This window comes from Paenibacillus haidiansis (assembly GCF_036553665.1).
Taxonomy (GTDB): Bacteria; Bacillota; Bacilli; order Paenibacillales; family Paenibacillaceae; genus Fontibacillus; species Fontibacillus haidiansis.
Genome location: NZ_JAZHPZ010000002.1, coordinates 182,631 through 202,005, shown reverse-complemented (window position 1 = coordinate 202,005; position 19,375 = coordinate 182,631). Strand labels below are relative to the sequence as shown.

The 19,375-nt window shown below is 55.9% G+C and carries 7 protein-coding genes; all 7 read left to right on the top strand.

Going from position 1 to position 19,375, the window contains the following annotated elements; all coding sequences use genetic code 11:
• Positions 1 to 8 precede the first annotated feature (8 nt).
• From V3851_RS05265 to V3851_RS05235, 7 genes are read left to right on the top strand one after another with little or no spacing between them, the layout of a single operon-like run.
• Positions 9 to 6,608 carry an amino acid adenylation domain-containing protein gene (locus V3851_RS05265; protein ID WP_331845473.1) on the top strand — a complete coding sequence of 2,200 codons (6,600 nt, stop codon included), beginning with the start codon at positions 9 to 11 and terminating at the stop codon, positions 6,606 to 6,608.
• Positions 6,605 to 9,586, top strand: a complete 2,982-nt coding sequence (locus V3851_RS05260) for a type I polyketide synthase (protein WP_331845472.1) — start codon at positions 6,605 to 6,607, stop codon at positions 9,584 to 9,586. The genes V3851_RS05265 and V3851_RS05260 overlap by 4 nt, the downstream gene beginning before the upstream one ends.
• Before the next feature lie 25 nt (positions 9,587 to 9,611).
• On the top strand, positions 9,612 to 15,368 hold the full coding sequence (locus V3851_RS05255; protein WP_331845471.1) for an amino acid adenylation domain-containing protein: 5,757 nt from the start codon (positions 9,612 to 9,614) through the stop codon (positions 15,366 to 15,368).
• A 14-nt stretch (positions 15,369 to 15,382) separates the two neighbouring features.
• The gene (locus V3851_RS05250; protein WP_331845470.1) at positions 15,383 to 16,201 is read left to right on the top strand and encodes a class I SAM-dependent methyltransferase; all 819 of its coding nucleotides are present in this window, start codon (positions 15,383 to 15,385) and stop codon (positions 16,199 to 16,201) included.
• A 15-nt stretch (positions 16,202 to 16,216) separates the two neighbouring features.
• The gene (locus tag V3851_RS05245) at positions 16,217 to 17,395 is read left to right on the top strand and encodes an MFS transporter (protein ID WP_331845469.1); all 1,179 of its coding nucleotides are present in this window, start codon (positions 16,217 to 16,219) and stop codon (positions 17,393 to 17,395) included.
• A gap of 7 nt (positions 17,396 to 17,402) precedes the next feature.
• Positions 17,403 to 18,683: an MFS transporter gene (locus tag V3851_RS05240; protein WP_331845468.1), complete on the top strand. Its 1,281-nt coding sequence runs from the start codon at positions 17,403 to 17,405 to the stop codon at positions 18,681 to 18,683.
• Positions 18,680 to 19,375: a thioesterase II family protein gene (locus V3851_RS05235; protein WP_331845467.1), complete on the top strand. Its 696-nt coding sequence runs from the start codon at positions 18,680 to 18,682 to the stop codon at positions 19,373 to 19,375. Before V3851_RS05240 ends, V3851_RS05235 begins: the two co-directional genes overlap by 4 nt.

Here is a 19,375-nt window from a genome sequence, read left to right as displayed (position 1 = left end):
GGGAAAAAATGAAGCGATCGGAAACGTTCATTAACGAGTTGCCGCGCGCGCAAAAGGAAGAAATGCTGCGCCGGTTGTTAGATCAACGTTCGGCGAAAAGGTTAAAGAAGGTTTCTTACGGTGAGCGGGCCCTCTGGCTGCTGCACCATAAAGATCCGGACGACTGCGCGTATCATGTGCAGGCGGCATGGGATATCGGGAAGCCGCTTGATGAGCGTCGGCTTTACGAAGCTGTCAGCTGGTTATACGAACAGCACGACGCCTTGCGTACAACCTATTTTGAAGAGGCTGGGGAGATCTATCGAAAAATCACCCCGGCAGGGCAACCCGATTTTCACGTCGTTCATCTGCCCGGCTGGAACGACGAAACAAACGGTCGGTTTCTGGGCGATCTGCGCGAACCCTTCAACCTGGAAGAAGGCCCATTAATTCGTTTTCGATTGTATGTAACACCCAATGACCCCGCAAGGCTGTTGTTATCTATACATCATATAATCACCGACGCCTGGTCGCTCGTCATGATGCTAAACGAGCTATTTTCCCTATACGAGCAGGGAGTCGATAAACCGCGGGGAGAACAGCCGGATTTTCCGGGGCCGCTGCCGGCTCCTGGCGGTTACGAGGATTTTGTCGCATGGCAAGAGCAATATTTGAACAGCGAGCGCGCCGAGCGTGACCGGGCGTTCTGGAACGGCGAATTTTCCAAACCGCTGCCGGCTCCGCCGCTGCTCCGGCAGCGTTCCGAATCGGACAGCCTCGAGGCGGGAACCAACCGGTTCCGGTTCAGCGAATCGCTTTCCGCCGACATCGTCGCGCTAAGCCGAACTTGCGGCGTCACGGTCAACACGCTGCTGATGGCCGGGTATGCGGCCATGCTACACTGCTGCAGCGGACAAGGCGAGCTCGTTATCGGCACGTTTACCGCCGGAAGAAACGCCGCGAAATTCGAGCATACGCTCGGCTACTTTGTCAACACGTTGCCGATGCGTCTGACGGTTGGACCAGCCATATCTTTTTCCGAATTGATTGTTTCCGTCAAAAATAAACTTGTCCAAGCCATCGAGCATCAGGATTACCCTTATCCGCTCATTGTTCAGCATGTGCAGCAGCAGGGGGAACAAGCGGGAGCGCCGCCGCTGATTCAAACGGCGTTCGTTATGGAACGTGCCCAGGGGAGTAACGGGCAGTCTCCGCTGTTCACGGGACAGCAAGGCGAAGAGATCGCCTGGGGCTCGCTTCGCTTAAACCCGGTTGCGCTGCCGACGATCGGCGCTCCGCTCGAATTTACTTTAATGATGGAAGAAACTGAACGGTTCTTGGGCGGGGCGGTGATTTGCCGGCCGGGCTGTTACAGCGGCACATTCATCCAAGGTTGGATCGCGTCATTTACACGGCTGATGAAGCAACTGGTCGAAGCTCCGGAGCGATCGCTGGAAGACGCCTGGAAGCGGCAGACACCGGCCGCTTGGCTAACGGATGAGACCGTTTTGACAGCCAAACGGGTCTGTATGCATCATTTGCTGGAATATCAGGCGCGGCATCGACCGCAGCAACTGGCGATTTCTTGTCCGTCCGGCCGCTTAAGCTACGACGAACTAGAGCGAAGCGCGAACCGGTTGGCACGATATTTGCGAAGAATCGGTGTCAAACCGGGAGAATTCGTCGGCGTGAGTCTGGAACGTTCGCCGGAGCTGATCATCTCCGCATTCGCCATCCTTAAAGCCGGGGCGGTTTATGTTCCGATCGATCCGACCTATCCCGAGCAGCGAAAAAGCTATATGGCCCGGCACGTGAAGGTGTCCGCCATGATTGCGGATTCCGCCGCACGGGGATCGTTTGGCGAAGGGATCCCGCATGTATGCCTTGACGAATCGGCCCAAGCGATCGGCGCTGAGCGTCCGGACCCGGTCGAAGTCGAGCCGTTAACGGATATCGGCGATCTGGCTTATGTCATTTTCACGTCAGGCTCGACCGGCGATCCCAAGGCCGTGCTGGTGGAGCATCGGGGAATCTGGAATATGGCCGAAGCCCAGCGCATGTATTTCGGAATAAGCGAATCGAGCAGAATTATGCAGTTCGCTTCGCCCAGCTTCGACGCCTGGATTTTCGAACTGGTGATGGCGTTTCGCAGCGGGGGTGCTTTATTCATACCGCCGCAGGAAGCATCGCTCCCGGGGCCGGAAATGTCGGCTTGGCTTGAAAGGGAGAAGATTACCCATGCCGTGCTTCCTCCGTCGGTATTGGCGCTATTGCCTGACGGGGGGCTGGACCAACTGGAAGTGATCATCTCCGCGGGCGAAGCCTGCAGCGCCGAATTGGTTCGCCGCTGGGCGCCGGGGCGCCGTTTTTTCAACGCCTACGGTCCTTCCGAAACGACGGTATGGGCGACCGTGAAGGAGTGCGGCCCTCATGACGCGATCGTGTCGTTGGGTGAGCCGATCCCCAATATGGAAGTGCATGTGTTCAATGACGAGATGGAGCCCGTCTCCGCCGACGAAGTGGGCGAATTGTACATTGCCGGCGTCGGCATTGCCCGCAGCTACTATAACGATCCGGAACGAACCGCGGCGAAATTCGCCCGGCATGCCGCGCCGGAACGGATAATTTCGACCGAAGGAACGGAAGAGGTATTGTTGCGAAGCCGGCGCATGTATCGGACAGGCGATCTGGTCAAAAAACGGGAGGACGGCAGCCTGGAGTTCGCCGGACGCAAAGACGACCAGGTTAAAATCCGCGGGATCCGGATCAATTTGGGCGAGATCGAAGCCCGATTGGCGGCTTGCGAGGGGGTAACCGGATGTATCGTGCTGCCCGTTGCCGAGTCCGGCCTGCCCGGGATGAAGCTGGCTGCATTTGTGTCGCTGCGGACGCGACAATTCGCGGATGAACACCGACTGCGGCGGTATCTGGAACAATGGTTGCCTCCCGCGCTGGTTCCGTCCCGCTTTATTCTGCTGGATCGCTTTCCTTTGACACCGAACGGCAAAGCGGACAGGAAAGCGCTTTTGGCCGCGCTCGCCGACGAAAGCGCAAGTGCCGCTTCTCCCGCGATTCCGGGCTTAAGCCCGACGGAGGAATTGCTGCTGGAACAATGGAGGAGCCTGCTTCAACGTTCTGATCTGGACTTAACGGATTCGTTTTTCGCCGCCGGGGGTCATTCTCTGCTTGCCGTCCAGCTTGCTTCCCGCATCCGCCAGGTGTTTGACGTGGATGTTCCCGTCCGCCGTCTCTTTGAAAAACCGACGCTTCAAGAAATGGCCGCCGAGATCGACCGCCGCCTCGCCGGAGACGACGTGGAGCAAGAGAGCGAACCGCAAATTGAGGAGGCGTCGCCCGGGGATAAAATGCGGATTCCACTTACCGGTTCGCAGCAAACCGTATGGTTTATGCAATCGCTGGACCTGGAAGAGAGGGCCTATTTGCTACCTGGTGCTGTATCCTTCCAAGGGCCTCTTAATATCTCTGCGCTGGAATCGGCGATCCGCGATTTGATCGGTAGACACGATGCGCTGCGGTTGCGCGTTGACCCTCAGGAGGGACTTCCTTGCATGGTCACGGAAGAGTCCGGGAAGTACCGGCTGGTCGTAAAAACCTGCACGCCGGCCCAGGCCGAAACGGAAATATTCGCGGAATGCCGGACGCCGATCAAAGTTTCCGACGGCCGGTTGTTCCGGATCGTTTTGTGGGATGCCGGCGGAGATCGATATTTTCTGACCCTTGTCGTCCATCATCTCATCATGGATGGTTGGTCAATGAGCGTTCTGCTTCGCGATCTTGGCTTGCTGTACGAAGGTTACGTTAGCGGCCGCAAAGCGCAACTGCCTCCCGTGAACCTGGGATACGCCGATTACGCGGTTTGGGAATGGCGCCGAAGTCGTTCTGACCGTTACACGAGACAAATCGCGTATTGGACGGAAGAATTTAAACACGGCATTCCGGCGTTGGAATTGCCGGCCGATTACGCCAGACAACCGCAATTGTCTTACCCGGGAAATAGCGTGAAACGGCAATTGTCGACAGAGCTTGCCGAAGGGCTTCAGCGGTTGGCCCGTCGCAGCGGGTGTACTTTGTTCATGACGCTGCTGGCTGTCTTCGACGTATTGCTGTACCGTCTGAGCGGCCAATCCGATGTTGTCGTCGGCGTCCCGACCGCCGGAAGGACCGCCAAGCCCCTGGAACCGGTCGTCGGTATGTTCGTCAACACCTTGCTGCTTCGCAGTGAAGTAACGGACGAACTGTTGTTCAGCGATTTGTTGCGGCGGGTCAGGGAGACAGCACTCTCCGCATACGCCAACCAGGATGTCCCGTTGGAGAAATGGGTGAAGGAGCTTGATTCGGCACGGGATACCGGACTTTCCTCCTTGTTTCGAGTGATGTTCAACATGCTGAACATGCCTCCGGTTCACATAGAGATGCCGGGGGTGAAGACGGAGATTCTCGAAATCGCGGACCCTGTATCGAAGTTCGAGCTGACGCTGTACGTTCGGGAAAATGCGGATGGCCTTGCGTTGGAAGCGGTATACGCGGCAAATTTGTTCGCCCCGGAACGGATCCGGGAAATGTTGGCCCAGTATGAACGGCTGTGCGTTCAGATTGTCGGTCGTCCGGAAGAGCCGATCGGGCGTTATTCCTTGTTGCCGGACGGGCCCGCCGCACCATTGCCCGACCCGCGCTGTCCGCTAGTGGCGCCTGGTCGCGGCGAATGGTTGCAAATCGATCGCATGTTTGCGGCGGCGGCCGCGAAGTACGCAGACAACACGGCGATCATCGAGCCCGACGGCGCGCCGCTGACTTACCGGCGGATCGATGAACGAAGCGAAACGCTGGCGAACCGGTTAATGCAACGAATGGAAGGCGAACGCAAGGTAATTGCGATCCTCGGACATCGCAGCGCGGCGTTCATCGTTTCTGTATTGGCCGCGTTAAAGGCGGGGGCGGTATTTGTCATCTTGGACCCTCGCGATCCGCTTGACCGTTTGATCGCGAGAGTGCGAAAACTATCGGGGTACGGGCTGATCGTTGCGGGACAGGAAGAAAAGACGGTGGCGGAAGCCGAGGCCTTGGCGCGGGAAGTGTGCTTCGTCCTTAATGTTCGGGAGGACCTCACGCTTACGGATCGGCCTGCAGGCGGACGCCTGCCCGTTTCGCCCGCCCCGACTCCGGCGGAAGCGGCGTATATTCTGTTCACCTCCGGCACGACGTCCGAACCGAAGGCGGTCGTTTGCGGTCATGAGCCGCTTGCCCGGTTCGTCGGCTGGTATCTCGATGCATTTCGGGTGGACAGCGGCGATCGCTTCAGTATGTTGTCCGGGATGGGACATGATCCGCTGCTGCGCGATATGTTGGTGCCGCTGTGCGCCGGCGCCGCCGTGTGCATTCCGGATGAGGGGCGTATGGCCTTCCCCGATTACGTCACCGCATGGATGCGCGTCAACCGTATCTCCATAGCGCACTTAACCCCGGCTATGGCTGCGGTAATCAAGGGGGCGAGCAAATACGGCGATCGGCGGGAACCGCTGGATCGATTGCGATGCGTGATTTTCAGCGGGGATGCCTTGTCGGCTTCCCATATTTCCGCCATAAGGGATATTGCGCCGGACGCCCATTGCTACAACGGCTACGGTACGACGGAGACGCCGCAGCTCATGAGCGTTTATCCGGTCGCAAAGGAGGGCATACCCAGGATCGCTCTGGGGCAAGGAAGGGCGGGCGTCCAGTTGCTCGTCATGGGCCCCGGCGGCGAGCTCCGGGGGGTGGGTGAAACCGGCGAGATCGTCGTTCGTTCCCCTTACCTGGCGCTTGGCTATTTGAACGCTACGGAAGACGACGACAGTCCTTTCCGCATTAATCCTTATACTCTTTTGCCGGGAGACCGCATATACAGGACAGGGGATTGGGGCCGTTATAACCCCGACGGTACAATTGAGTTTTTGGGCAGGAAATCCGGCTATGTCAAAATTCGCGGGCATCGCGTACAAACGGCGGAGATCAGGGATGCGATCATGGAGTACCACGGTGTTTCCGATAGTGCGGTCCGTTTCGAGGCAACTGCGGGCGAACGCCTGATTGCGTATATCGTGCCATCAGGCGCAGCGTTTAGGCCGGAAAAACTGAAGCTTCATCTCAGGGATAAGCTGCCGGAATATATGATGCCGTTTGCGTTTGTGGAGGTGAAGGAAATACCGCTCACCTCCAACGGCAAAGTGGACTTTGCCAGACTGTCCAAATATGCGGCGGAGCCGGTCCGGATTCCGGGGAACGGCCTTCTCTCCCCGGCAACGAAGTTGCAGCGCGAAATCGCCGATATTTGGAGAAAGGCGCTGCAAGTACAGGAGGTCGGCGTCGAAGATCATTTCTTCGAGATCGGCGGGCATTCCCTGCTGCTGATTCAGGTTCATCAGAAGCTCGAAGCTTTATTGGGCAGGGGCGTTCCTATCGTGACGTTGTTCCGTTATCCGACCATCGCCGACCTGGCGGCTTATCTGGAGGGGGCGGAGGAGGAAACCGCGGCCGCGGACGGTGAAAGTCCGGAAGCGGAAGCCAGGCGGAATAAGCGGCTGGCGGCGATAAAGGCGCAAAAGGCGCGACGAAAGGGGTTGGATATATGACCGGAGCCGAGATGGAAAGCAGTATCGCGATCATCGGTATGAGCGGCAGATTTCCCGGCGCGCAAAATGTTCGCGAATTTTGGACCAATGTGCGGGAAGGGCGCGAATCGATCCTGCCGCTGAGCGATGAGATGCTGAGAAAGGCCGGCGTCGATGAGGTACGGCTTGCCGATCCGCAATACGTCAAGGCGGCTCCCTTGATTGCGGGGCTGGATCTGTTTGATTATACGTTTTTTGACATGAGCAAACGGGAAGCGGATATGCTCGACCCTCAACACCGTTTCCTGCTGATGTGCGCTTACGAGGCGCTGGAGGACGGCGGTTACGCCTCCGATCGTTATTCCGGAGAAATCAGCGTTTTCGCCGGTTGCGGATTTAATGGCTACCTGTTCCAAAACATCTTGGCGCATCCGGAAAATATCGCGGAGGAGGACTTGCAACTGCTTCTGCAGACGAACAGCAACGACTACGCGAGCACGCGCATTTCCTACAAATTGAACTTGCGCGGGATAAGCGTCAATGTGCAGAGCGCATGCTCGACCTCGCTGCTCGCGGTACATCAGGCTTGCCAAAACTTGTTGATGTACCAGTCCGATATGGCCTTAGCGGGAGGAGGTTCCCTGCGTATTCCCGACGAGGAAGGATATATGTATCGCGAGGGGGGGATTTTTTCGCCGGACGGGCACTGTCGGGCGTTCGACGCCGACGCTCGCGGGACGGTATTCGGCAGCGGGGCCGGAATGGTGCTCTTGAAAAGACTGGAGGATGCGCTTAAGGATCACGATCATATCTATGCCGTCATCCGCGGCAGCGCGGCGAATAATGACGGTTCCGGGAAGGTTGGTTATACCGCTCCCAGCGTGCGGGGACAGCGGGACGTTATCGTGGAAGCGTTGGCTATAGCAGGCATTACTCCGGATACGATCGATTACATCGAGGCTCACGGGACGGGTACGCCGTTGGGCGATCCGATCGAAATCGCGGCGCTGCAGGAGGCGTTTGGGGAACGGGAGAGCGGACGCTGCGCGATTGGTTCCGTCAAAACCAATATCGGGCACTTGAACGCCGCCTCCGGCATAGCCGGGCTGATTAAAACGGCGTGGATGCTTGAGCAGCGCGAAATTCCGCCAAGCCTGCATTATTGCACGCCCAATCCGGCGATCGATTTCGACAAGGGTCCGTTTTACGTCAATACGCGGTTGCGGAGCTGGGACGAAAGCGTCGGGCCGCGGCGGGCAGGGGTAAGCTCGTTTGGCATCGGCGGGACGAATGTTCACGTGGTTCTTGAGGAGGCACCTCGCTCACCAAGGGAAGATTCCGGGAAGCATGAGGTTAGACCGGTAGAGGCGGCGGAGGAAGTGTTGCTTGTTTCGGCGAAAACTCCGGACGCTGCCGGACGTCTGATCGATTCGGTCGAATCTTATCTGCTGGAGCGCCCGAACATTGATAAAGCGGCCGCAGCATTTACGCTGCAGACCGGGCGGTCCGGATTCGCTCACCGCCAAGCCGCACTGTGGGACCGGCAAGGCGGTATCCAGCGAATTGGGCAACGTAAAGCGCCCGATGCCGCTCCCGGAGTTATTTTTATGTTTCCCGGGCAGGGAAGCCAATACGTCGGCATGGCGGCAGGATTGTACGATCAATTTCCCTTGTTTCGGACCTATGCGGACGAATGTTTTCATAAGCTTAATCTGCTGACGGGAAAGGACTACGGTGCGCTGCTTCTGGATCGGAGCGAAGGCGGGGTTGACCCCGCTGAGCTGCAGCGCACTTCCGTCGCCCAGCCGCTTTTGTTCGTCGTGGAATACGCGCTGGCCAAATGCTTGGTGGACTGGGGAATTCGCCCCGCCGCCATGATCGGGCACAGCCTGGGCGAATATACGGCAGCTTGTATGGCGGGCGCGGTTTCGCTGGAAGACGCGCTGGCGCTGATTGCCGAAAGGGGCTTCCTGATGGAACAAACTCCGGCCGGCGGTATGATGGCGGTATTTGCTTCGAATGAACAAATTGAACCGTTATTGAGCGAAGGGTGTTCCCTGTCCGCCGTGAACTCCAAAACATCCTGTACGGTCGCCGGAGAGAAAGTTGCGCTGGATCGCCTTGCCGTCCTGCTGCAGCGTGCGGGAATCGAATACCGGTTGTTGGAAGTCAACCATGGATTTCATAGCTCGCTGATGGATTCGGCGTTGGAACCGTTTGGCCGGGCTGCTGCCCGCTGTAAATGGACAGCTCCCAATATTCCGTTTGCTTCCAATGTTACCGGGGATTTCATCACGGATGAGCAGACGAAAAGCGCCGAATATTGGCGAAGTCATTTGCGGAGCACGGTGCAGTTCGCACGCGGCATCGACACTTTGCTGCGCGGGGAGCCCTGCTTATGGCTTGAAGTCGGCCCCGGCAGAACTTTGAGCCAGTTTGTTCTGCAACAATCGGTTTCGGCGGAGACGGCGGGTGTCTACAGTTTGCTGCCCCGCCGCCAGGAACAGGCATCCGATCGCGCCCTGCTGTTGAAAGGGCTGGCCCAGTGCTGGTTATCCGGAATTACTGTTCAATGGGAGCGGCTGCACGACCCAGCGACAGGACGTATCCCGCTTCCGACATACCCTTTTGAAGGCAAACGCTGCTGGTTTCACAGCGGGTCAGAAGGCCGGGACGAACCCGCAGACCGGGCGGAGGAGCAGGAAAGCTCGATCCGTTCGCATATCTCGGCGGACTATATCCCCCCGGAGGACGGGGTACAGGAAAAGCTGGTGCAGGTTTGGGAGCAGGTGCTTGGCGTCAAGCCGATTGGGATCCGGGACGATTTTTTTGAATTGGGCGGCCATTCCCTGCTGGCGACTCAGATCATTTCCAGGCTGCGAAATTTATTTCCGCAGATCGATTTCCGGTTTGACCGTCTGTTCGCCTATACCACTATTGAAGAGATTGCCGGGCAAATTGAAATTCAGATGATCGAGTACTTGGAGAACCAGGTTTGATACCAAACGATAGGAAGGTGAGAGCGTGGAAATCAATCGCGAGTTGGAGCAGCGGCGCTCCAAACTTTCAGCGAAGCAGCTCCGTTTGCTGGAACAATGGAAACAAAAGGAGGCTGCTCCCACCTATACGATTCCTCCGGGCGGCGGGAAATACAATGGCACCGTATCCCCCGCGCAACGGAGGCTGTGGTTTATGGATCAGCTGCTGACAGACAAGTCGGCCTATAACATGTACGCCGCCGTCCGGCTGAAAGGGCCGCTTCGGCCGGATAAGGCGGAGGCCGCCTTTCGTGCCGTCTATTCCCGGCATGAAAATTTGCACGCGAATTTTGTGGAGCGGGATGGACGGCCGGTTGTGGTTATGGATCTCCACGAACCGGCTGCAATGGCACGACATGACTTCAGCACTCTTGATCCGGAGGCTTCTCTGGAAGCTGTCGAATCGTTGCTGCAAGCCTTTATATCGTATCCGTTCGATCTCGCTGCCGAACCGCTGTTTCACGCCATGTTGGTCCGGCTCTCCGGCGAGGAACATATTTTGGCCGTTTGCATGCATCATATCGTATCGGACGGATGGTCGATGGGAGTCCTGCTGAAAACGTGGATGCAGGCTTATCAAACATTAATGACCGGGGCGGAGCCCGACTTTCCGGAATTGCCGGTAAGTTACGCGGACTATGCGAATTGGCAAATCGCCAACCTGGAAACAGGTAAATGGGACGGCCATTTGGCATACTGGAAGTCGCGAATAGAGGGGGCGGGAACGGCCGCTCTTGCGCCGGACAACCGTTACCCCGACGAGGAGGGCCATAGCGGCGGCGAGGTGCGGTTTAGCTTGCCGGACGAGCTTTGCGGCAAGCTTGCCGCGTTTAGCGCCGCTTCCGGCATCACGATGTTTGCTGCCCTATTCTCTCTTTTTAATATTCTGCTTTACCGCTACACCAGAGAAACGAAGATTGTCATCGGCACGCCGATCGCCAACCGGAATTATACCGAAATCGAAGAATTGGTCGGTTACTTTGCCAATTTACTCCCGCTCCGGACCGATATCGATCCGAATTCGAGCTTTCGCGAATTGGCCGGACAGGTCATGCGTTCCGCCATGGAGGACTATACCCACCAGGATTATCCGTTCGATCGGCTTATCGAGGTACTTCAACCCCGGCGGACGCAGCAATTGATACCGCTTGTACGCAACCTATTTACGTATCAGAACTATGCGATTCCGCCGCTAAGTTTGGCGGGGGTGGAGGCGGAATATCTGCCCTTGTACAATTTCACTTCCAAAAGCGACCTTTTATTGTCCATGGTAACTCGGGACGGGCGGATTGAAGCGAGGCTGGAATACGACCGGCGGTTGTTCCATCATGCGACCATGCAGCGTTTTGCACGGAACTTTGTCCGGCTGGCCGGCTCGGCAATGGAGCAGCCCGATCTGCCGGTCAACCGACTGGAAGTGCTCGAAGAGGAGGAAGTCCGGCAGAAAACGACGCGTTCGTCCGTTACGTTGGATGGCGGGCTGTATGTGCTGCACCGCAAGTTCGCCGAAGTGGCCGGACGCTTTGCCGAGCGAACTGCGCTCCAATACGGTTCCGAACGTTGGACCTACCGGGAGCTTGATCAGTACGCCAACCGGATCGCCCATTACATCAGCGAACAGGGGGCGGGTCCGGGACAATTCGTCGGTCTGTTCGTCGACCGCTCCCCGCTCGTTGTGGCCGGTATTCTCGGCATACTCAAAGCCGGTTGCGCTTATATTCCCGTGGATCCGGCCTACCCGCTGGAGCGAATTGCCTTTATGCTCAAGGATGCGGGTTGCCGCTTCGTCTTGACCGATAACGAGACATCCTCCCGTTTATCCGAGGCGGAATGCCGAATCGTCAATATGGCCGCCGAGGAGCGGGCGATCACCGAGATGCCGGCGACCGCCCCGGAACATGCGGCCGAAGTCGCGGATGTCGCGTATATGATCTATACTTCCGGCTCCACCGGAACGCCCAAAGGCGTGCTCATCGAACACGGCAACGTAAGCCGTTTGTTTGCTTCGACGCAAGATCTGTTTCATTTCAATGAACATGACGTGTGGTCTTTATTTCATTCGTATGCATTTGACTTCTCGGTTTGGGAAATATGGGGTGCGCTGCTTTACGGCGGCAAGCTGGTCATTGTGCCGAGCGACGTTACGCGTTCCTTCGAGCAATTTTACAAGCTGCTTGTCCGGGAGGGGGTTACCGTATTAAATCAGACACCCTCTGCTTTTAAGCAATTGATGCATACCGAAGAAATGCTTTGTTCCGAGCCGCAAGGGCAGATGCTTAACGAACTGCGCTATGTCATATTTGGAGGCGAGGCGTTGGAGCCGGCTTCCCTGCGGCCATGGGTGGCTCGCCACGGTGACGACCGTCCTCGGCTTATAAATATGTACGGGATTACCGAAATCACGGTTCATGCGACGTATCGCCGGATCCTGCTGGAAGATCTCGACAGCGGCTGCGGGAACATCATCGGCGGTCCATTGCCGGATATGCACGCGTATGTTCTGGATGAAAATCTACAACTGCTTCCCGCTGGTGCGGTAGGAGAGCTTTACATCGCTGGGCCGGGCTTATCGCGCGGCTACTGGAACCGTGAAGATCTGAACCGCTCCAAATTTGTCGCCGATCCATTCATCTCCGGCGATCCGCACGGCGGAAAGCTATGCGAAGGGAGAATGTACCGCTCCGGGGATCTGGCCCGCTGGACACACGCGGGCGAGCTGGAGTACATGGGGCGTATAGACGATCAGGTAAAGGTTCGCGGTTTCCGCATCGAACTGGGTGAGATCGAAGCCGCGCTGCAGCAGAACGAATTCGTTTCACAAAATGTGGCTACCGTGGAATTTAACGATTTTGGCGATCCGAAAATCGTCTCCTACTATATCCCCCATGAGCGCGGGATGATGGAGTTGAGCCGGGAGCTGCAGCGTGAGGAGCGGGCGGCGAATCGCTGGGAATCGGTTTTCGACGGAGTATACCAAGCGGCAAATCCCTACGAGGATAAATCGTTTCACATCGCCGGCTGGAACGACTCTTACACCGGAGGAACCATAGGCGAAGAGGAGATGAAAGAGTGGACGCAAGAGACGGTTTCAAGAATCAGAAGATACCGTCCGCGCCGCATTTTCGAGATCGGCTGCGGGACGGGGCTGTTGTTGTTTCGGCTGGCCCCCGGCTGCGAATCTTACACCGCCGTCGATTTTTCCGAGCAGGCTATCGATTACGTGCAAAACCATTTGTCTTTACTGGGACCCGATGCCGGAAAAGTGCGGCTGTTCAAGGCCAATGCACATGACATTGCAGGTATTGACGTTCAAGAGGCCGATATGGTTATTATCAACTCGGTTGCCCAGTATTTTCCCGATGACCAGTATTTAAACCGGGTGTTGGAACTGGCGGCCGCCAAGCTGCGCAAGGGAGGATGCATTTTTCTCGGCGATGTGTGCGGGTTAATGTTCGCCGAAGTCCGGGAGGCGTCCATCGCCCGAACAAAGGCCGATTCATCCATGAGTGTCGCTGATTTCAACCGGTTTGTAAGTTACAGAATAACCCGTCATAATGAGCTGCTGCTGGATATCGATTATTTTCACGGGTTGGGCGCGTTCCTTCCGGATCTGAGGCATGTGGAACTGCTGTACAAGAGAGGGAAGTTTCATCATGAAATGAACAAGTTTCGCTTCGATGCCGTCCTGCATACCGGACCCGAACCTGTATGGGATATCGCAGCTGAGTACGACTGGCAGCAAATGTCCGCGCAAGGCGTGCAAATCGGATCACTGCGCTCCAAACATGAACAGCAGTGCTTTGTCATTCGGAATATTCCGAATGCCCGGATCGAGGCGGAATGGGATTTTGTGAAGTGGTGCCGTCAGGCGAATCCGCAGGCTTCCATCTCATCCTATCCGGGTGCGGGACAAACGCAAAAAGCGCCTGACCCTCAAGTGGCACTTATGGCCTGGGGGGGCGATTCGCATCGCCTGGAATTTGCGGTTACCCGTTCGGCGGCTGCCGGCTGCCTCGATGCCGTCTTATATCCGGCGGCCGGGGAGAAGCTTGTCCCGGGATTTGAACTTTCCTCCCTTCCGGCAAAGGAGCGGCCCGGCGTAAGCGATCCGCTTCGCGCCAAACTGGAAGCCGCCATGGGACAGCGCATTAAAGCGTTTTTAAAGGGGCTGCTGCCGGAATATATGATCCCCGCCGAATTTGTCGCCCTGGAAAGTTTTCCGCTTACCGTGAACGGCAAGATCGATCGCGGCCGGCTGCGTCTTCACAAGCCTTTCCTTTTAAAGGAGGCTGATCCCCTATCCGGGAATGGCAGGGCAAGGACTCCCGCCGAGGAAGCGATTCGGGATTTATGGCTTGAATTGCTCGATATCGGGGATGTCGGCCCGGAAGAATCTTTCTTCGAAGTGGGCGGACATTCCTTGCTGGCTGCACAAATGATGTTCCGGATCAGAAAGACGTTCCAGGTAAATATCCCTTTACTGCAGTTGATGCAGGAACCGACGATTCGCGGCATTGCGGCGGCGGTCGAACGCACATTGGCGGACCGGTCGGCGGTCGATCTGGACTTGCCGGCGGAGGCTGTTCTGGATGATGACATTTCCGCCGCGCATTTGCCGGCAGCTTCCCGTAATGAGCAGCCTGCCGTGCTACTTACCGGGGCAACCGGATTTTTCGGAGCTTTTCTGCTGAGCGAACTGCTGGTGAAGGGGCATCCGCTTGTTTACTGCCTGATACGCGCGGTCAATGCGGACGAAGGCTACCGGCGGATCGTAGATTCGCTAAGGCAATATGGACTTTGGAACGAGGCCTGGCAGCGGCGCATTGTCGCTGTTACCGGAGATCTGGCGCTTCCGGGGCTCGGCCTGGAACCTGCCGTTTATAACGAGCTTGGTGACGTCGTCTCGGCGATTTATCACAACGGCGCCGCCGTCAATTTTGCCCAACCTTACGCCTCACTAGCCGCCGCCAACGTGAGCGGCAGTAAGGAAGTGTTAAAACTGGCAGTTACCAAATCATTGAAGACCGTCCATTTTATATCAACTTTATATGTATTTACACCGGAAGATATAAAAAGGAAAAAGATCATCCTCGAGAATGATGTGCCTGCTCACCATGAGTGTTTACAATTGGGGTATACACAGACCAAGTGGGTTGCCGAACAATTAATGAGGCAAGCGCGTTTACGGGGGATCCCCGTGAAGGTGTTCAGGTTGGGGCGCATTGCCGGCGACAGTCAAACCGGAGCCTGTCAAGAGAATGATTTCTTCTGGCGAGCGATCCGTTTATGTCTTCGGCTTGGATTGTTTCCGGATATCGATTTTCCTTTCAATTTGATTCCCGCCGACAGGGCGGCACAGGCCGTTGTCGCATTGGCGGAACAGGAAGAGGCGCATGATCCGGCATACCATCTATTGGGCGCAAACCACTGTACTTTTTATCAAATTTTAAAAATATTCCGCGAGCGGGGATATCCGTTCGAATGTTTGCCTTGGGAACAATGGAAAGCTCGCGTGGAGGAGCGGCTGGTGCAGAGCGGCGATGATGAGGATATTTCGCTCCTGCCGTTTATCGGAGAAATGGCGGGAGCAACGGAAGCGCCGCAATTCGATGCAGCGTATACAAATTCGGTGTTGAGCCGGTTATCGCTACCCGCAGCGAAGGTGACGGAAGATTTGTTGGGTCTCTATGTCGATTATTTTGTGGACCGCGGTTTTTTTAAACCGCTGATCATTTCCGATTAAGGGGTGAAACATTGATGGATAAATTAGTGATGGATGAAGCGAAGATGAAACGGTTGACGGAGCGGATGAAAGGTCAGATGAACATCAGTTGGGCGAAGGAAGCGCTAATGCTGAAGCGCTTTGGCGTGGAGGACGGGCAGTCGATCCTTGAAATCGGGTCCGGCCCCGGCTTTATCACCGATCGGCTGGCCGAAATGTATCCGAGCAGTCCGGTAACGGCCGTAGAAATCGAACCTTATTTTGCCGCCTACGCAAGGTCGCATCTGATCCCAAAGTGGGGAGAAAGGGTCCATGTTGTGGAGGATGATGTTACGGAGCCGAGAAACTTGCCGTCTGGCCAATACGACGTGGCGATTGCGCGATTAGTGTTTCAACATTTGTCGGCTCCAGAAGCTGCGGCCAGTCAACTGTACCGTTTATTGAAACCGGGAGGAAAGCTGATCGTGCTGGATGTCGACGATGCGGTCTGGGGAATCGTTGATCCGCTTATTCCCGAGCTCGGCTTCATTCTAAATCAGCATGCTAAGGAACAATCGGCGGAAGGCGGCGACCGTTTCATCGGCCGAAAATTGTGGAGGATATTGCGGGGGGCCGGATTTGTCCAGCTCGATTTGCAAATGATCGCTTCCCATAGCGATGAACTGGGGCTTGAGGCTTTTGTGCCGCAAACCGATCCGGAAGAGATGAGAACGATGGTGAACAGCGGTTTCATTACGGAGCGGGAGTTAGAATCCGCGCAAGCGGCGATCCGAAATTTCTTAAACTTGCCGGATGCTTACGCATTGTTGCTTATGCTCGCCTTTTATGGGGAAAAGCCACATTCCCGGAACTGAAGAGGAGATGGTTTCATGAGTACAATGGCTCGGTTAACAGGGCCGATGCGCAATTTGCTGCTTGTCGTGCTGATTTATCATCTAGCCATATGGATGGATCTGATTGCCACCCTCCAATACTGGGGCTTTGACCTAGGGGCGGACCCTGTTGAACTCGGCATTCTGGTGATGAGCTTTTCCGGTTCAATGGCTTTTGCCGGAGCTCTGTTCGAGGGGCGCGTCCGCACGGGCCAACGCTTCATTTTGATTGCCGCAGCCTTGGGAGGCGCGATGTGCATGGAGGTGTATCCGCTTTTTCCCTCGGTGGCATTCGGCATTATTCCTATTATTGTAAAAGGCGGGTTAATCGGGCTTATGGCCGGAGCGCATAAGGCCTGTATGGAGCGTCTGTGCGTTCATGGCGAACTCGCGAAAGTGGACGAATTATTCGAGTGGTGTGCGGCGGCGATGAAATTTGCGGGTCCTTTGGTGGCTGTTATCATCATCGGAAGCGGCATCGGGGTTATTCCCGTACATATTTCGTCAAGCCTGTACGTTCTGGCGGCGCTCGCCGCCTTGTTCCTCCCGAAGCTGAACGGCGAGGCTGCTTCCATCGAATATCCGGTTGACACTGAGCCCCGTTCCGATTCGCTGTTGTTAATCGCAGGGTTGGTCGCGCTGGCGGCGATGTCGTTGTTTGTGACCGTCGGCGACTCACAGCTCGTGATTTTATTTAGGGACGTGTATGCCTGGAACGATGCGGTTCCGGTGGCTTTAGTCATGGCTGCCGCCGGAATCGGCACTTACCTCGTGCGCTTTTGGCAAGCGGACCGCCGTTCTTTTGTCTGGGTCGGTATCTCCTGTTTGGCACTTGCCGCGGCTTTTTTCGTGCTGACCGGCGGGATTCAGGTGCGGATGCCGCTTATCTGGGTACTCCTGGTGTTTCTGGTTGCGGGTGTATTTTGGCAAGCGGGGTTCACCGTTTATTTGCGGAAGATTTCCGGAGACGAGGCCGGTTCCGCACGATTTGGAATCATTATGGCCGCGACCTATATATCGGGCCCTCTGTTCGGAGGAATAATGGTTAAAATGATCGGAATTCAGCACGTTTATCAATTGGCCGGGTTAAGTCTTCTTGGTATTGCCCTTGCGTTTGGCATCATCTATGCTGCCCGTCAAACCTTGACTGCGAAGTTGAAAACAAAGAAAGGGTGAAGATACGATGGCGACGGCTAACGTAGGGCTATGGAAAAATAAAAATATAATGTATCTGTTCGCGTCGCAAATTTTTTCCGCCCTGGGTGACGGTATATGTTTACTGGCAATTCTCACCCTGTTTGGCTTGGAAAAAGACGCATCACCTATGGAGATGGCTTATGTAACGTTGTCGCTGGGCCTGCCTTTCGTACTGTTTGGTCCGATGACCGGAGTACTGGCCGATAAATTCGAACGCAAAAAACTGATGATCATATCCGATTTGTGCCGCTGTGTTATTATGCTGGCCGTCGTGGTATCCGTAAACCAAATCTGGATCCTGTATGTTTTGTTCTTTTTGAAAGGAACGTTCGAGTCCTTGTTCACCCCTGCCAAGAACGGAAAATTAAAAGAATATGTCCGTACAGAGCAGATGGAGCAGGCGGTGAGTATAACGACCGTGATCGATTACGGCTCCAAAATCGTCGGCCCCGCGGCCGGCGGTATCTTGGTGGCGTACCTCGGTGTGAATACGGCGTTTTATACCAACGCGGTCACCTTTTTACTTTCCGCCCTGTGTCTGCTCGGTTTGGGGAAACGTTCAGTTTCGGGAGAGGAGGGATCCAATACAGATGAACGTAAAGAGTCGTTCATGGCTTTGTTCCGTGGTGGCTTAAGGTTCATCCGGAATAACCCTACGCTGCTCTATGGACTCCTCGCCTTCAGCATTGCGATGTTCGTCCTGACTTTGACCGATAGCCAGCTAGTTGTACTGATACGAGAGCTTCCCAAAGTTCCATCTTCGCTGTTCGGCATGGTCATGGGGGCGGTGGGGCTGGGCACCCTGGTCGCCGCAGCATTGCTCTCGCAAATCAAATTGCGGAATGCCGTCCCGTATATGGCGATCGGGTGCCTCGGAGTAGGCCTTTCCTTTTTCCTGATCACGCTGTTTACACAGCGGGCGCTCGGCGGCGTGTGGAGTTGGTATTTGCCGCTAGGACTCCTGGGCGGGTCGTTTGCAGCCCTTGTGTTCGTTCCCTATCAGACGATGGCACAGAAAATGACGCCCGAATCTTTGACCAGCCGGGTGTTTGGCGTCATCGGCAGCTTCAGTACGTTGGCGACCATTATCGGTCCGCTGCTGGGCGGGGTATTTATTCAGGCTTACGGCATCTTTACCGTCTTCTATATTGCGAGTGCGCTGCTGGCGGTGACGAGTGTTGTCCTGATCGGCGTTTCGCGGCTGGCTCCCAAAGGGGAGCGAGATCTCACGATGTCTCAAGCCCAAGAAGTTGGTGACAAACTATGAAGTTGTTTTGTCTTCCGTATGCGGGGGGATCGGCCGTCTCAATCTATAATCCTTGGAAGGCAAAACTCGCGGATGCGGATATCGATGTAATACCTGTCGAATTACCCGGCAGAGGAAGGAGAATACGGGAAGCTTGCCTAAGCAGTCTGCGCGAAATGGTCGAGGATAGCTGCATAACCGTCGCGGAAAACTGCGGAGACGAGCCCTACGGTTTATTCGGTTATAGCATGGGAGCTCTGATCGCTTATGAACTGTACTATACACTAAAGTGCCAGGGCTTCAACACACCTGCAAGGATGCTGCTCGCGGCAAAATCTCCGCCTGATGTTCAGGTAAAGCGAAGGTTACATGAGCTGCCGGATGAGGCATTCAAGCGGGAAATCTGCAAGCTTGGAGGAACACCGCCTGCCGTTCTGGACGACCCCGAGCTGGCAGAGATATTTTTGCCCGTTCTGCGGGCGGATTACACAGCCCTTGAAAATTACGAGTTCCGGCCGTATAAGGAGAAACTGCGCGCAGATGTTTCGATTCTATACGGTATGGATGACGACACGACGGAGGACAACATCGGGGGCTGGGATCGCTTCGCAGCCAATCCATGCCGTTTCTATGCTTTTTCCGGCGGCCATTTTTTTATCAAAGAGGAGACTGCGATCTTAAACGAGATTCGCGCGATAGCAGGAACGAAATAG

What these genes read in the sequence shown, in the direction of transcription:
- V3851_RS05260 (WP_331845472.1), top strand. Translation starts at nt 6,605, where the DNA reads ATGACCGGAGCCGAGATGGAAAGCAGTATCGCGATCATCGGTATGAGC.
- V3851_RS05240 (WP_331845468.1), top strand. Translation starts at nt 17,403, where the DNA reads ATGGCGACGGCTAACGTAGGGCTATGGAAAAATAAAAATATAATGTAT.
- V3851_RS05235 (WP_331845467.1), top strand. Translation starts at nt 18,680, where the DNA reads ATGAAGTTGTTTTGTCTTCCGTATGCGGGGGGATCGGCCGTCTCAATC.
- V3851_RS05245 (WP_331845469.1), top strand. Translation starts at nt 16,217, where the DNA reads ATGAGTACAATGGCTCGGTTAACAGGGCCGATGCGCAATTTGCTGCTT.
- V3851_RS05250 (WP_331845470.1), top strand. Translation starts at nt 15,383, where the DNA reads ATGGATAAATTAGTGATGGATGAAGCGAAGATGAAACGGTTGACGGAG.
- V3851_RS05265 (WP_331845473.1), top strand. Translation starts at nt 9, where the DNA reads ATGAAGCGATCGGAAACGTTCATTAACGAGTTGCCGCGCGCGCAAAAG.